At 34.3% G+C, this 14,441-nt stretch carries 15 protein-coding genes and 1 tRNA gene; 10 read left to right on the top strand and 6 right to left on the bottom strand.

Annotated features, from left to right (window positions below):
• Positions 1-3: 3 nt before the first annotated feature.
• From RM542_RS06570 to RM542_RS06555, 4 genes are all read left to right on the top strand, one after another.
• A complete protein-coding gene (locus RM542_RS06570; RefSeq protein WP_311384934.1) occupies positions 4-1,008 on the top strand; it encodes a pirin family protein in 1,005 nt (334 codons plus the stop codon).
• A 33-nt stretch (positions 1,009-1,041) separates the two neighbouring features.
• Positions 1,042-1,479, top strand: a complete 438-nt coding sequence (locus RM542_RS06565) for a hypothetical protein (protein WP_311384933.1) — start codon at positions 1,042-1,044, stop codon at positions 1,477-1,479.
• A gap of 145 nt (positions 1,480-1,624) precedes the next feature.
• Positions 1,625-2,920, top strand: coding sequence for an amino acid permease (locus RM542_RS06560; RefSeq protein ID WP_311385639.1), 1,296 nt, complete (start codon positions 1,625-1,627; stop codon positions 2,918-2,920).
• The gene (locus RM542_RS06555) at positions 2,913-3,998 is read left to right on the top strand and encodes an aromatic ring-hydroxylating dioxygenase subunit alpha (protein ID WP_311384932.1); all 1,086 of its coding nucleotides are present in this window, start codon (positions 2,913-2,915) and stop codon (positions 3,996-3,998) included. The genes RM542_RS06560 and RM542_RS06555 overlap by 8 nt, the downstream gene beginning before the upstream one ends.
• Before the next feature lie 6 nt (positions 3,999-4,004).
• Here the strand turns inward: RM542_RS06555 and murA are convergent, their stop codons facing one another.
• The 3 genes from murA to RM542_RS06540 form a co-directional block, all read right to left on the bottom strand.
• Positions 4,005-5,312: a UDP-N-acetylglucosamine 1-carboxyvinyltransferase gene (gene murA, locus RM542_RS06550; RefSeq protein WP_311384931.1), complete on the bottom strand. Its 1,308-nt coding sequence runs from the start codon at positions 5,310-5,312 to the stop codon at positions 4,005-4,007.
• A 20-nt stretch (positions 5,313-5,332) separates the two neighbouring features.
• Positions 5,333-5,989, bottom strand: a complete 657-nt coding sequence (locus RM542_RS06545; RefSeq protein ID WP_311384930.1) for a DUF4290 domain-containing protein — start codon at positions 5,987-5,989, stop codon at positions 5,333-5,335.
• 81 nt (positions 5,990-6,070) lie between these two features.
• Positions 6,071-6,358, bottom strand: a complete 288-nt coding sequence (locus tag RM542_RS06540; RefSeq protein WP_311384929.1) for a DUF493 family protein — start codon at positions 6,356-6,358, stop codon at positions 6,071-6,073.
• Positions 6,359-6,446: 88 nt separating this feature from the next.
• Between RM542_RS06540 and RM542_RS06535 the strand changes: the two genes are divergently transcribed.
• From RM542_RS06535 to RM542_RS06515, 5 genes are all read left to right on the top strand, one after another.
• Positions 6,447-7,010, top strand: a complete 564-nt coding sequence (locus RM542_RS06535) for an ATP-binding protein (RefSeq protein WP_311384928.1) — start codon at positions 6,447-6,449, stop codon at positions 7,008-7,010.
• Positions 7,010-8,905: a RecQ family ATP-dependent DNA helicase gene (locus tag RM542_RS06530; RefSeq protein WP_311384927.1), complete on the top strand. Its 1,896-nt coding sequence runs from the start codon at positions 7,010-7,012 to the stop codon at positions 8,903-8,905. Before RM542_RS06535 ends, RM542_RS06530 begins: the two co-directional genes overlap by 1 nt.
• Positions 8,892-9,857, top strand: a complete 966-nt coding sequence (gene fmt, locus RM542_RS06525; RefSeq protein WP_311384926.1) for a methionyl-tRNA formyltransferase — start codon at positions 8,892-8,894, stop codon at positions 9,855-9,857. The genes RM542_RS06530 and fmt overlap by 14 nt, the downstream gene beginning before the upstream one ends.
• Positions 9,858-10,033: 176 nt before the next feature.
• A complete protein-coding gene (locus RM542_RS06520; RefSeq protein WP_311384925.1) occupies positions 10,034-10,306 on the top strand; it encodes an HU family DNA-binding protein in 273 nt (90 codons plus the stop codon).
• Between the two features lie 126 nt (positions 10,307-10,432).
• A complete protein-coding gene (locus RM542_RS06515) occupies positions 10,433-10,981 on the top strand; it encodes a YqgE/AlgH family protein (protein ID WP_409220517.1) in 549 nt (182 codons plus the stop codon).
• Here RM542_RS06515 and RM542_RS06510 read toward each other — a convergent pair.
• Both RM542_RS06510 and RM542_RS06505 read right to left on the bottom strand, forming a co-directional pair.
• Positions 10,978-11,823, bottom strand: coding sequence for an aminotransferase class IV (locus RM542_RS06510; protein WP_311384924.1), 846 nt, complete (start codon positions 11,821-11,823; stop codon positions 10,978-10,980). The genes RM542_RS06515 and RM542_RS06510 overlap by 4 nt on opposite strands.
• 54 nt (positions 11,824-11,877) lie before the next feature.
• The gene (locus RM542_RS06505; protein ID WP_311384923.1) at positions 11,878-12,261 is read right to left on the bottom strand and encodes an START-like domain-containing protein; all 384 of its coding nucleotides are present in this window, start codon (positions 12,259-12,261) and stop codon (positions 11,878-11,880) included.
• A 134-nt stretch (positions 12,262-12,395) separates the two neighbouring features.
• Between RM542_RS06505 and RM542_RS06500 the strand changes: the two genes are divergently transcribed.
• A tRNA-Met gene (locus RM542_RS06500) sits at positions 12,396-12,469 on the top strand.
• 34 nt (positions 12,470-12,503) lie between these two features.
• On the opposite strand, the gene acs is transcribed toward RM542_RS06500, so the two are convergent.
• Entirely contained in the window at positions 12,504-14,411 is a 1,908-nt protein-coding gene (gene acs / locus RM542_RS06495; protein WP_311384922.1) for an acetate--CoA ligase, read from the bottom strand.
• Positions 14,412-14,441: the final 30 nt, after the last annotated feature.

The raw sequence follows: 14,441 nt of genomic DNA, 5'->3' as shown, positions 1-14,441 counted from the left end.
ACAATGAGTAATCCTATTATTCAGACTTTTCCATTAGGTTTTCCTTGGCAAACGCAGGACCCATTTCTTTTTGCAGTATACCATTTGGACCATTATCCAAAAGGAAATGGAGCAATGGGGCCTGACTCAAAATTATTAAATGGTCGAAATATAGGTAATGATTTTACCATTAAAGACGGTTGGCGTATGTACCATGGTTCAACTATACCAGGTTTTCCATACCATCCACATCGTGGCTTTGAGACCATTACTATAGTTAATAAAGGGTATTGTGATCATTCTGATTCCTTAGGAGCCGCTGGTCGTTTTGGCGAAGGTGATGTACAATGGATGACAGCGGGACGAGGGGTTCAGCACTCAGAAATGTTTCCGCTCTTAAATGATGATGCTGAAAACCCGTTAGAGCTCTTTCAAATTTGGTTAAACTTGCCCAAAGCTGATAAATTTGTTGACCCTCATTTCAAAATGCTCTGGCATGAAGATATCCCAATCGTTCAAGAAAAAAATGCAACTATAAAAGTTATTGCCGGTGATTACAAAAAAGCTATAGCCAATGACCCTGCGCCAAATTCATGGGCTGCAAACAACGATAATGAAGTTGCTGTTTGGAATATTCATGTAGATGCAGAAACTGAGTTTACGATACCTAAAGCAACTACCGAAGTGACGCGTACCCTTTATTTTTATGAGGGCTCAGAAATTTATTTCGGAGATAAGAAAGTGAACCCCAATTTCGGAATTAGTCTAGATGCTTCACAAGTTGCCAGTTTTAAAGTAGGCGCGAAAAAAGGACATTTTCTTCTTTTACAAGGAAAACCCATTGCAGAACCTGTAGCAAAATACGGCCCATTCGTTATGAATACGGATGAAGAAATTCAACAAGCCATGGATGAATATCGGGTTACCCAATTTGGTGGGTGGCCATGGCCCTACCCCGATAATGTGCATGAAAAAGAAAAAGGGCGTTTTGCAACATACCCAGACGGCAAAGTTGTTGAAAAAGGCTAACAATTTTAAAAGCTATTAGCTTTAATACAATTGGTGCAAAAAATTCCTCAACAAAAAAGTATGTCAATTTCCCTTTTGTTTGATACCGCCACTCTTATTCTTATTTGGATAGTACAGTTAATTATTTACCCAGGGTTTAATTACTACTCCAAAAAAGAACTTAACACCTGGCACCCGATCTATACAAGGCGCATTTCGATAGTTGTAATACCATTAATGTTTGGTCAATTAATATCTTCAATAATAGTAGCTACTCAAGAGGGTTTATTTTTTCATATTTTAAAATTATCACTAATTGTTGTTGTTTGGGTTTTGACCTTCAGCATATTTGTTCCTTTACATAATAAAATTGAAAAGACTGATAATTATAAATTAATTACAGAGCAATTAGTTCGTAAAAATTGGTTAAGAACTATAGGTTGGACTCTAATCTTTGTTTTTAGTTTACTCAGCCAATTTTATTCTTTATAATTCAACCAGTAATATAGCTAAAACCGTAATTTTAGGTTGTATTATTTTCTAACTCAAGAAGAAATACTACTTAGTTTAATTACTCATTGTTGCTTTCTCCCTAACTTTAAATCATCGCAATATAATAGCGTAAAAAAATAAATAAATCTCGAATTCAAATAAAATAGGGCTCTTATCATCGACAGCATTAGTTGTGGGCAATATGATTGGATCAGGAATTTTTTTACTTCCAGCATCACTTGCTTTATATGGAGGTATTGGCATGATTGGATGGGTTTTCGCTGCTTTGGGAGCATTGCTTATTGCTTATGTCTATGGAGCCCTAGGTAAAATAGCTCCTAATACCATTGGTGGTCCATATATTTATACACGAATAAGTTTTGGTAATTTTTCTGCATTTTTGGTTGCTTGGGGGTATTGGGTAGCAATTTGGGCTACCAACGCCGCTATAGCCGTTGCACTAGTAGGATATTTAGAAGTCTTCTTTCCTATACTCGGGAGCTCTCCATTTATCTCAATACTAACGGGGTTGTTATTTATATGGCTATTTACTTATATCAACTCAAAGCCCCTAAAAACTATTGCTAGTATTCAAATAATTACAACCATACTAAAAGTTCTACCAATTTTGGCAATAGGTTTTTTTGGAGTTTTTTTTATTAACTGGGATAATTTTATACCCTTCAATAGAAGTGAATTGTCATCTTTTGGGGCTATTACCACCACCACTACACTTACGTTATTTGCTTTTTTAGGAATGGAAAGTGCTGGGATTATTAGTGGTGAAACTAAAAACGCTTCCAAAACCGTCAATAAAGCAACATTTATAGGTACGGTAATAACAATTCTAGTTTATCTCAGTAGTTCTCTAGCAATTATGGGAGTTATTCCTCCGGAGACTCTCCAAAGTTCCACTGCCCCTTTTGCAGATGCTGCAAATATTTTTTGGGGAGATTCAGCAAAGTTTATTATTGCAGGTTGCGCTATTATTGCGACCATTGGTGCCTTAAATGGTTGGATATTATTACAAGGTCGAATTCCAATGGCTGCAGCATTAGACGGGCTTTTTCCAAAAGTTTTTAAAAAACAAAATGACAATAAATCACCTGTTATAGGTATAGTGATATCAAGTATTCTTGCTTCACTTCTAATGATGTTCAATTTTTCGAAAAGTTTAGTTGAAGCATTTACATTTATGATGACACTTTCTACACTCTCTTGTGTAATACCCTATCTATTTTCTGCTGCCAGCTTAGCCTTAATTCTTTTCAATAAGCATAAAAGACTAAATCACCCTTTAATATGGGTTTCGTTTTTAGCTTTTTGTTTTTGTATTTGGATTATTATTGGATGTGGTTATGAAATTGTATTTTATGGTACCATATTATTGTTAGTTGGTATTCCATTTTACCTCTACTTAAAAAAGAAAAATAATGAGTAAACTCTATATCAACCCTGATATCACCCAGGCTGAAACCTTACCAGCTTCTTTCTATCGTAGCCAAGAAATTTTTGAGCAAATGAAAGAAGATATTTTTGTTAAATCGTGGCAATTTATTGGTGATAGTTCGTCACTTGTTCCGTTAGATAATTTTGCATATCCATTTTCTTTCATGGAGAACTACTTACATGAACCAATGGTTTTGGTGCGAGATAAGCAAAGTAGTATTCGTTGCATGAGTAATGTTTGCACCCATCGTGGAAATCTTATTGCACAAAATCCCGGTAATTTAAATCGTGGACTTAGTTGTATGTATCATGGTCGACGTTGGGATTTGAATGGCAAGTTCAAACATATGCCAGAGTTTAATGAAGCAAAAGATTTTCCAAGGCCTTGTGATCATCTACACCAATTTAAACTTGAAGAATGGGGACCGTTTTTGTTCACAGGTTTAAACCCTGAAGTTGATTTTTTAGTGATTAGAAATTTCTTGGATAAATACGTTGGGTTTCTTCCATTAAATGAATTCAAAATTGACCCAATCAGTAGTAAAGATTATTTGGTAAACTGCCATTGGTCTTTATATTGTGACAACTATTTGGAAGGATTTCATATTCCTTTTGTTCATCCAGATTTAAATGCTGTTTTAGATTATGACTCATACGCAACAGAATTGTTTGATTATGGCACTTTACAAATTGGGTATGCAGACGGTGCAGAAGGAACTTATAAATTACCTGAAGCCCACCCATTGTATGGAAAAGAAGTTGCCGCTTTTTATTTCTGGATTTTTCCAAATATCATGCTCAACTTTTATCCTTGGGGACTTTCTGTAAATGTGGTTAAACCAATCTCATCTACAAAAACCAAAGTATCATTTATCACCTATTTACATGGTGAAAACAGGTTTGAAGGAGCAGCCAGCAAGCTAATGGACAAGGTAGAACGTGAAGATGAATTTGTTGTAGAAGGAGTACACCAAGGTTTACAATCACGTTTTTATAAGGCCGGCAGGTTTTCACCAACAAGAGAACAGGGTGTACACCATTTTCATAGAATGTTAGCGGAAAGGCTCTAGAATGAACTAAACTCTATCTATTTTAGCTCCAATTGCTCGTAATCGTTCATCAATATTTTCATAACCACGATCAATCTGCTCAATATTATGGATTGTTGAGGTTCCTTTTGCTGAAAGCGCAGCAATTAATAAAGACACTCCTGCTCTAATATCTGGTGAAGTCATAGTAGTAGCCTTCAAAGTTGATTGAAAATTATGGCCAATTACGGTTGCTCTATGGGGGTCACAAAGAATAATCTTGGCCCCCATATCTAAGAGTTTATCAACGAAAAACAATCTACTTTCAAACATTTTTTGATGTATGACAACTTCTCCTTTAGCTTGTATCGCAACCACTAATAAAATACTCAATAAATCAGGTGTTAAACCAGGCCATGGAGCATCAGCAATGGTTAAAATAGAACCATCAATATAGTTTTGAACTTGATATCCATCTTTATGGCTAGGAATGTGAATATCATCACCTTGTTTTTCAACAGTAATTCCTAGTTTTTGAAATGCATTTGGTATTTGACCTAAATCATCCCAGCTTACGTTTTTTATGGTGAGCTCACTTTTAGTCATTGCCGCCAAACCAATCCAGCTACCTATTTCAATCATATCTGGTAGCATAGTATGTTCCGTGCCACCTAAGCTATCAACCCCATCGATATGCAATAGATTTGACCCAATACCAGTTATCTTCGCGCCCATCCGAACCAACATTTTACACAACTGTTGCAAATATGGCTCACAAGCGGCATTATAAATGGTTGTTCTGCCTTCAGCAAGAACTGCAGCCATTAAGATGTTAGCGGTACCTGTGACGGAAGCTTCATCTAAAAGCATGTATGTACCTTGAAGCTTATCAGCTTCAACACCATAAAAATATTCTTCGCGGTTATATCTAAACTTTGCTCCTAATTTTATAAAACCTTCAAAATGGGTGTCAAGTCTTCTTCTTCCAATCTTATCACCACCTGGTTTTGGTATATAACCTTTACCAAATCTAGCAAGTAAAGGACCAACCAACATAATAGAACCTCTTAAACCCCGACCATCTTGTTTGAATTGATCAGATTGTAAGTAATCAAGGTTGACGTCATCAGCTTTAAAGGTATAAGAGCCTTTACCTTTTTTCTGAATCTTAACACCTAAATCTTCCAATAAAGCTATCAGCTTATTGACATCAACGATATCAGGAATATTATGAATTGTGACCTTCTCTGGTGTTAATAAAACAGCACAAAGAATCTGTAATGCTTCATTCTTTGCACCTTGCGGGGTGATTTCACCTTGTAATTGATGTCCACCTTCAATTCTAAATGTTCCCATGAAACTATTTAACTAAGAAGTTAATATCTTTTTTTTCCGCGATTATGATTACGCTGGTTCTTCTTATTATTGGAATTTGACCTGTTTGACTTTTGAATTCTATTCTTTAAGAATTGACTACTTTCGGTTAGTGCTTCACCATTAGGTGCTAAGTCAATTTCTCCATCACTCAATTCCTTCAAATGAGAAAAGATAGCCGAATCTTCAACAGTGTCTTTGTTCCAATTAAGATAACATTTCTTCATATGATTGGCTATCGCATACTCCAACCCAGATCTTAAATCTCCTTTTTCCCATTTTACGGCAACATCAATCATTCTTTTGATATTATTTCCGTAAAATCGATACTTAGGAAAATTCTGGGGGTATTCTAAAGCGTCTGGCCTTTGTTGTAAAATTTCTTTAGATGTGATTGGAAAAGGAGAATCAACATCTAATTTAAAATCAGACATTATAAATAGTTGATCCCACAATTTATGCTGAAAATCAGGTACATCACGTAAATGTGGTTGTAAATTACCCATCACACTAATAATTGATTGGGCCACCTTATTACGTTCTTCTTTATCTTCAATAGATACCGCATGGTCTACCATTTTTTGAAAATGACGACCGTATTCCGGGATTATTAAATGAGGTCTTTCGGTATTATATTCTAAGTTTTCTACTAAATTCAATCTGGAAAGTTTATGATTACAATAAACAGGAAGTGTATGTTTAACGTCTGCAAATTAAGAAAATTATGGCATTATAGCTACTTAAAGCGAAATTACCCCTTCAATTTTGGTCACTTCTTTATATTTTTCAATCACGGCATCGGGGTTTTTAAGATTAACCGTTATCGAAACACTTGTGTAAGTACCCTTTTTTGATTGTTTAGAAGTTATAACGGCACCGGTATTATCAAAAATTTTAGTGATGGTATCAATTTTTCCTTTATCCGTTGGCACAATAAACTTATAAAGGTAGTCTGAAGGCCAAGTACCACTTTCCAGTAACTGTTCTTTTAAACGATTATAAAATTCTTCTGATTTTTTCTCTTCCATACTGTATTTTCTACAAAGATAATGGGTTGTACAACAATTTTTATCCCTTGTTTCAATTTCATTTCTTTGTACCATCAAACACAATCATTTGAATTCAAAAAAAATTGTAATAACTGGTGCGCCCGGCACAGGAAAAACCGTAGTTATTAATCAGTTAGAGGAAAAAGGATTTCATTGTTTTCATGAGATCATTCGAAGTATGACCGCAGATGCTAAAAATGACGAAAGTTCAAAAGACTTAGTTTCTAACCCTTTAGCATTTGTAAACGACCCTTACCAATTTAATATTAGTCTATTAAATGGAAGAATAGAACATTTCAAATCGTCAAAAAATCTTGATAAAGAGGTTATATTTTTTGATAGGGGTGTACCTGACGTTTTAGCCTATATGGACTACTTCAACCAAAAGTATAACGATAAATTCATCATGGCTTGTCAGCAATACAAATATGATTTTTTATTTATAATGCCGCCTTGGAAAGAAATTTATGTTTCGGACAATGAAAGACTTGAGACTTTTGATGAGGCTTTAGCATTACATGAATGCTTGATGAGTACCTATCTTCAATTTGGATATAAACCCATTATTGTTCCAAAAAGTACTATCGAAGAACGTAGTACCTTTATCCTAAATGAATTAAATCTTGCTTAGTGCAATTGAGTCCAAAAGAAATTTTAAATAAATATTGGGGTCATTCATCTTTCAAAGGTTCACAAGAAAAGATAATATCGTCAATTCTTAAGCAGAAAGATGTCCTTGCCTTAATGCCTACGGGCGGTGGAAAATCGGTTTGTTTTCAAGTACCGGCTATAGCCATGGACGGACTTTGTATTGTTGTATCGCCTTTACTCGCCTTAATTCATGACCAAGTTCAAGGTTTAAAAGAAATGGGAATAAAAGCCATTTCAATAACTGGCGGGGTTTCTTTTGAAGAATTAAATAACATCCTTGATAATTGTCAATTTGGAAACTATAAATTCTTATACCTATCTCCTGAAAGGCTCCAACAAAGCCTCGTACAAGAACGTATTCAACAAATGAATATCAATCTAATCGCGATTGATGAAGCCCATTGTATTTCTCAATGGGGTCATGATTTTAGGCCGTCCTATTTAGATTGTAATGTTTTAAGAGAAGTTCATCCTAACATTCCAATAATTGCCCTTACTGCAACAGCCACAAAAGTTGTTGCTAATGAGATTATCACTAATCTTCAACTCAAAGAACCTCTTTTTGTTAAAGATAGTTTTTTAAGAAAAAATATAAGCTTTAGTGTTATTAAAAAAGAAGATAAACAACACTATTTAAAAGATTTAATAAAAGCAAATGGTAAGAGCGCAATTGTTTACGTGAGAACTAGGAGAAAGACTTTTGAAGTGGCCAATTTTTTAAAAGACAATGGAATTAGTGCTACTTATTATCATGGAGGTCTTAGTAAGGCGGAAAAACAATCTAAGCTTAAAGACTGGCTTACAAATAAGACCGATGTAATGGTTGCCACAAATGCTTTTGGAATGGGGGTAGATAAACCTGACGTCAGACAGGTAATTCACTATCAAATTCCTGACAGTATTGAAAATTATTTTCAAGAAGCTGGAAGAGCCGGAAGAGATGGATTGTTTTCTAGAGCAACAATCATAACAAATACTAATGATCAAGAGCAAGTCAAAAGTCAATTTTTATCTACGTTGCCAACTATAGCTTTTGTAAAGGCATGCTATCAAAAACTCAATACTTATTTTCAAATAGCATATGGAGAAGGAAGCGGAGAAACCTTTAGCCTTAATTTCAATGCATTTTGTCATCGTTACGAATTAAATAGTTTTCTAGTTTATAACACCCTAAGACTACTAGACCAAAATGGTGTTATTTCACTTTCTGATTCATTTAATAGAAAAACTATAGTACAATTCACGATTTCAAAAGATAGCATATTTAATTATCTCGAAAATCATAAAACAATTTCTTCCTTGGTATTGGTAATACTAAGAACTTATGGTGGCATTTTTGATTTTGAAACTAAAATTAACACCTATTTATTGGCAAAAAAATGTAATTTAAATGAAAATGAAATTCATGCTGGTTTACTTCAATTACATGAAGATGAAGTCATTAGTTATAACCCTAGCAAGGATGATTTAGAAATCACTTTTTTAATACCACGGGAAGATGACAAAAGCATAAACCCATTTACAAAAAAAATAAGCCATTTAAATAAAGTAAAAACAGATAATTTAAAACAGATCTTACTTTATGTTAATCAATCTGAATTATGCAAAAGCAAATTCTTGTTAAACTATTTTGGGGAAATTCAAAAAGAAGATTGTGGAATATGTGATTTTTGTAATGCTAAAAAACCAATTGAAGTGTCCTTAAAGCAAATTATATCTGAAATTAAGCTTGAATTGAAGCATGAACCAAAGACTTCAAGGGTGCTCCATTCATTATTGAATTATAGTGAAGAAACAATTTTAAAAGCTTTAAGGGTAATGATAGAAGACGAACTCATATCTGTAAATCATAAAAATCAATATGACCTTAGATAAAACGAAAAGAGAATTAAGAATTGTTTTTATGGGTACCCCAGATTTTGCTGTGGCAGGATTGGCTAAGCTCATTGAACATAACTATATTGTTGTTGGTGTAATTACTGCGCCGGACAGACCTGCTGGTAGAGGTCGTAAAATTCAAGAATCCGCAGTAAAAAAATATGCCGTTGAACAGGGGATTAAAGTTTTGCAACCTACTAATTTGAAAAACGAAGATTTTCTAAACACTTTAAAGGGGTTTAATGCCAATTTACAAATTGTTGTGGCATTCAGAATGTTGCCAAAAGTAGTTTGGCAAATGCCCGAATACGGAACTTTTAATTTACATGCATCTTTGCTTCCACAATATCGCGGAGCAGCACCAATCAATTGGGCAATTATTAATGGTGAAACAAAAACCGGAGTGACTACCTTCTTCATAGACGAAAAAATAGACACTGGCGAGATTATACTTCAAGCATCTATTGATATATCAGAGAACGAAACAGCCGGTCAACTTCATAATAAATTAATGAATTTAGGAGCCAACCTTATTTTGAATACAGTAAATCTTATTGAAAATAATAAGGTGCTACTGTCAAAGCAAAAAGAAAGTAAAGAATTAAAACCTGCTCATAAGATTTTTAGAGAAACTTGTGAGATTGATTGGAACAAATCTTTAAAAACCATTCATAATCACATTAGAGGTTTAAGCCCCTACCCCACTGCTTGGACAACACTTCACAACAATAAGGATGAATTAACCTTAAAAATTTATGATGTTAGTTTTAGTCAAGAGGAACATTCCTTTGATGTTGGAAAGGTGTTTGCGAATAAAAAAATAATAAGAGTTGCAGTCAAAACTGGGTTTATTCATTTGTTGGAAATTCAATTACCCGGGAAGAGAAAAATGAAATCTCATGAGGTATTAAATGGATTTTCAATCGCTTCAGATGCATATCTACGCTAAAGCCTTACTATCACTAGCATGGTTGAATTTTAAAAAAATGGGCAGGTTTATCAACAAACCCCCCAAGTTATCAACAAAAACGCTGATTTCCCTTGGTTTTACTTGCCTCGACGCTAAATCCGTATATTTTTGTTCAGCATTAAAATTATATTAACAACAATTAATTTAATTCAATTATGAACAAAACAGAATTAATCGATGCAATGGCAGCTGATGCTGGCATCACAAAGGCAGCAGCCAAAAAGTCATTGGAATCTTTCTTAGGAAACGTTGAAGGTTCTCTTAAAAAAGGAAACAGAGTTTCTTTAGTAGGTTTTGGATCTTGGTCTGTTTCTAGAAGAAATGCAAGAGAAGGTAGAAACCCACAAACTGGAGCAACTATCAAAATTGCAGCTAAAAATGTTGTAAAGTTTAAAGCAGGTACTGAGCTAGGTAACGCTGTAAACTAGAAACTATATTTTTTATACCTTAAAAGCACTTCCTAAAAGAAGTGCTTTTATTGTTTATAGACTTTTTGATTTTATAAAAAAAATCTTACATTTAAGTACGCTATATGGAGCATAATTAAAAGTGTAATGCCAAAAAAAGGAAAATTATTAGTTGCTGAACCCGCACTGACTGGGGATGTGTCTTTCAATAGATCTGTAGTTTTATTGGCAGAACATAACGAAGAGGGTTCCGTTGGTTTTATACTTAACAAACCTCTAGAGTATGATATTAGTGATTTAGTTACTGAAATTAATATTCCTTTTAAAGTTTTCAATGGTGGCCCCGTTGAACAAGACAACCTTTACTTTATACATAAAGTTCCACATTTAATTGAAGGTAGTATCGAAATATCTGATGGCATTTATTGGGGTGGCGATTTTGAAAAGACTATCGAATTAATCAATAATAAAACAATTACAGAATCAGATATTAGGTTCTTTCTTGGTTATTCAGGTTGGGATTCTTTGCAATTAGACCAAGAACTATCTTCTAAATCATGGGTAGTCATAAACAATGAATATCAAAGTTCAATTATTGAAAAATCTTCTTTGGCATTTTGGAAGGAAAAAATGGTCGAGCTTGGAGGTGATTACCTCATATGGTCTAATGCTCCAGAAAATCCAACTTTAAATTAAGCCAATCTAGCTCTGGCATTCAATTTACCTATCAAATCTTTTGATACTTTAACTTGAAACTCTTTCTTACGATATTTTGTGATAGGTATTATTCCTGAAATTGCATTGGTTGAAAATAATTCATCAGCCTTTTGGAGTTCAAAAGGTGAAATTGATTCTTGAATAAGTTCAAACTCTTCAAGACCATTGATTAATTCGATGAGGTTTTTTCGTACAATGCCATCTAAACATCCATCGTGTAAAGGAGGAGTCTTAATTGTGCTTCCTTTTACTAAAAAGAGATTTCCATTAATCGTTTCAATAACTTGTTTTTTATTATTTAGTAAAAGACAGTTATGATATCCATTCTCTTGGGCATACACTCCTGCAACAACATTTAAAATCTTATTAGTAGTTTTTAAATTAGATAACATATCTGGGTTTGCGTAAAAATCTTTGAATAATTCAACCTCGCAAGACTTATCAGATAATACATAAAACATATCTGGTAAAGATTCAACCTTAATGATAAAATCAATTTCATTAACGGTTGGTATGTAAAACCCACTAGGTTGTCTAGTTATTAAAAGCTTTACCCTAGCCCCAGAATCTTTTAAATTATTAGCATCAACGGTCTTCTTTATTTCAGCTTCCAAAAATTCCATAGTAAATTCCATAGGTATTTCCATGCGGAGAATACGCATGCTAGACATTAATCTAAAATAATGTTCTTCCCAAAAGAAAACTTTACCATTAACAACCCTCAAAGTTTCAAAAAGAGCATCTCCATATTGTAAACCTCGATTATCTTGGTTTAAAAATGTACTGTCTTTTGAATGTAATTGTCCGTTAAAATTGACCATAAAAAAAGCCTTGAAAAAATCAAGGCCAAATATACGTTTTCAAATACTGATTAACTACTTAGATCCCAGTACTTGTTTTAAGTCTCCTATTTGATTTTCCCATAGCATTTTAGCTTCGTCCATTTCATCATCTTCAGCAAAATCACTGATAAACAATGACACATCTTTCGTTATTTCGTCAACTATTATTCTCATTTCAAAATAAGAATCATCCTCATTATCTTCCCAAGCAAAACGAACAAACTCATCACTTTTACGTTTTAGTAATTTCGCATTCTCTTCAACCCCGTCCCAAATAAAGATAAATATTTCGCCTCTTGAATTAACATTATCAGCAAACCATTCCGAAAGACCAGAGGGTGTAGATATATAATTATATAGTAATTGTGGTGAAGATTGAATTACAAACTCAATTTCAAACTTTGTTTTATCACTCATTATTTGTTCGTTAACTATGGACGTGTTTATATAAGGTGGTAATATAAAAAAATAAACTGCAATTAATAAATTAATTATGAATTTTGATTCCGCGAAAAAATAGAATTATATTTGCAGCCGCTTAGGCAAAGCACGGCGAGGTAGCTCAGCTGGTTAGAGCGTCGGATTCATAACCCGGAGGCCGGGGGTTCAAGTCCCCCTCTCGCTACAAAAAGACCATCTATACTGATGGTCTTTTTTATTTATAGCGCTTCATCCATAATTTTTTTGACTACCTCTGGATTTAGAAGTGTTGATGTATCTCCCAGATTACCAGTCTCTTTAGATGCAATCTTTCTTAAAATTCGTCGCATTATTTTACCACTTCTGGTTTTAGGAAGCCCTGGAACAAACTGAATTTTATTTAATTTGGCTATTGGGCCAATGTGTTCGGTAATCATTTGATTGATTTCCTTTTTTAAATTTTCACGATTTCGAGATTCCCCTGTTTCTTTTAAAATAACATATCCGTATAATGCATTACCTTTTATGTCATGTGGAAAACCAACAATTGCTGATTCGGCCACGGCAGGATGTTCATTGATTGCATCTTCAATTGGTGCAGTACCTAGATTATGACCTGATACTATGATTACATCATCAACACGCCCAGTTATTCGATAATAACCAACCTCATCACGGAGGGCACCATCACCGGTAAAATACATATTCTCAAAAGCAGAAAAATAAGTATCCTTATAACGCTTATGGTCATTCCAAATGGTCCTTGCAATTGATGGCCATGGAAACTTTACACATAATCTACCATCAACCTGATTTCCTTTTATTTCTTTCCCTTTATCATCCATCAAAACAGGTTGTATACCAGGCATTGGCAAGGTTGCATATGTCGGTTTTGTAGGCGTTGAGAATGGGATTGGGGAAATTAAAATTCCTCCAGTTTCTGTTTGCCACCATGTATCCACAATTGGGCAATTTTTCTCACCAACATGGTCATTATACCAGTGCCAGGCTTCTTCATTAATGGGTTCACCAACAGTACCAAGTACTTTTAAACTAGATAAGTCATAAGATGTAACGAAATCTAGATTTTCTTTTGCTAAAGCTCTAATTGCGGTTGGAGCAGTGTAAAACTGAGTGACTTTATGTTTTTGAACAACATCCCAAAAACGTCCGAAATCTGGATAAGACGGAACACCTTCAAACATTACCGTTGTTGCACCATTTGCCAAAGGGCCATAAATGATATAAGAGTGTCCAGTAATCCAACCAATATCCGCGGTGCACCAATACACATCATCTTCTTGATATTGAAAAACATTTTTAAAGGTATATGCAGTGTAAACCATATACCCTCCTGTTGTATGCATCATACCTTTTGGCTTACCTGTTGATCCTGAAGTATATAGTATAAATAGAGGGTCTTCTGCATTCATAACTTCTGGCGGATAATCTCCGTAGGCCTTCTCTAATAATGGAGCTAACAATTCATCGCGGCCTTCAACCATATTTATAACAGAGTTGATGCGTTTAGCTACCAATACGGATTCCACATTAGGGCAATCTTCTAATGCGTCATCTACAATGCCTTTTAAATCAATCGTTTTTGCCCCACGATAAGACCCATCTGAGGTCAATACCATTTTTGCTCCACAATCATTAATTCTAGTTGCTAAAGCCGTTGCAGAAAAACCAGCAAAAACTACGGAATGAATAGCTCCAATACGTGCACAAGCCAAAAGCGATATAGCCAATTCTGGTATCATGGGAAGGTAAATAACTACCCTATCTCCTTTTTTTATACCCTTTTCACTTAGAACATTGGCCATTTTACAAACCTTTTCATGTAGCTGTTTGTAAGTTATGTGTTGTACCTCTTCTTCGGGATTATTTGGCTCGAATAATATGGCTGTTTTGTCTCCTCGAATATGAAGATGCCTATCGATACAATTTTCAGTAATATTCAGTTTTGCCCCTTCATACCACTTAATCTCTGGTTTAGAAAAATCCCAATCCAAAACGGAATTCCATTTTTTCCGCCAAACAAAATGCTCTTCTGCAATTTCTTCCCAAAAGGCTTCAGGATTACGAACGGATTTACGGTATACCTGAAAATATTCTTCTAAATGCTTAATATGATAGTTGCTCATGTAAATTTTATATGAATTTAAAAATAGCAA

The sequence above is a fragment of the Croceitalea sp. P059 genome (genome assembly GCF_031846365.1).
GTDB lineage: Bacteria > Bacteroidota > Bacteroidia > Flavobacteriales > Flavobacteriaceae > Croceitalea > Croceitalea vernalis.
Note: the sequence above shows the minus strand (reverse complement) of the source record. Positions and strands in the feature narration are given on the sequence as shown.

Coding starts and splice junctions, on each gene's coding strand:
- fmt (WP_311384926.1), top strand. CDS start 8,892: ATGACCTTAGATAAAACGAAAAGAGAATTAAGAATTGTTTTTATGGGT.
- RM542_RS06505 (WP_311384923.1), bottom strand. CDS start 12,261: ATGAGTGATAAAACAAAGTTTGAAATTGAGTTTGTAATTCAATCTTCA.
- RM542_RS06520 (WP_311384925.1), top strand. CDS start 10,034: ATGAACAAAACAGAATTAATCGATGCAATGGCAGCTGATGCTGGCATC.
- RM542_RS06570 (WP_311384934.1), top strand. CDS start 4: ATGAGTAATCCTATTATTCAGACTTTTCCATTAGGTTTTCCTTGGCAA.
- RM542_RS06555 (WP_311384932.1), top strand. CDS start 2,913: ATGAGTAAACTCTATATCAACCCTGATATCACCCAGGCTGAAACCTTA.
- murA (WP_311384931.1), bottom strand. CDS start 5,312: ATGGGAACATTTAGAATTGAAGGTGGACATCAATTACAAGGTGAAATC.
- RM542_RS06515 (WP_409220517.1), top strand. CDS start 10,433: ATGCCAAAAAAAGGAAAATTATTAGTTGCTGAACCCGCACTGACTGGG.
- RM542_RS06540 (WP_311384929.1), bottom strand. CDS start 6,358: ATGGAAGAGAAAAAATCAGAAGAATTTTATAATCGTTTAAAAGAACAG.
- RM542_RS06510 (WP_311384924.1), bottom strand. CDS start 11,823: ATGGTCAATTTTAACGGACAATTACATTCAAAAGACAGTACATTTTTA.
- acs (WP_311384922.1), bottom strand. CDS start 14,411: ATGAGCAACTATCATATTAAGCATTTAGAAGAATATTTTCAGGTATAC.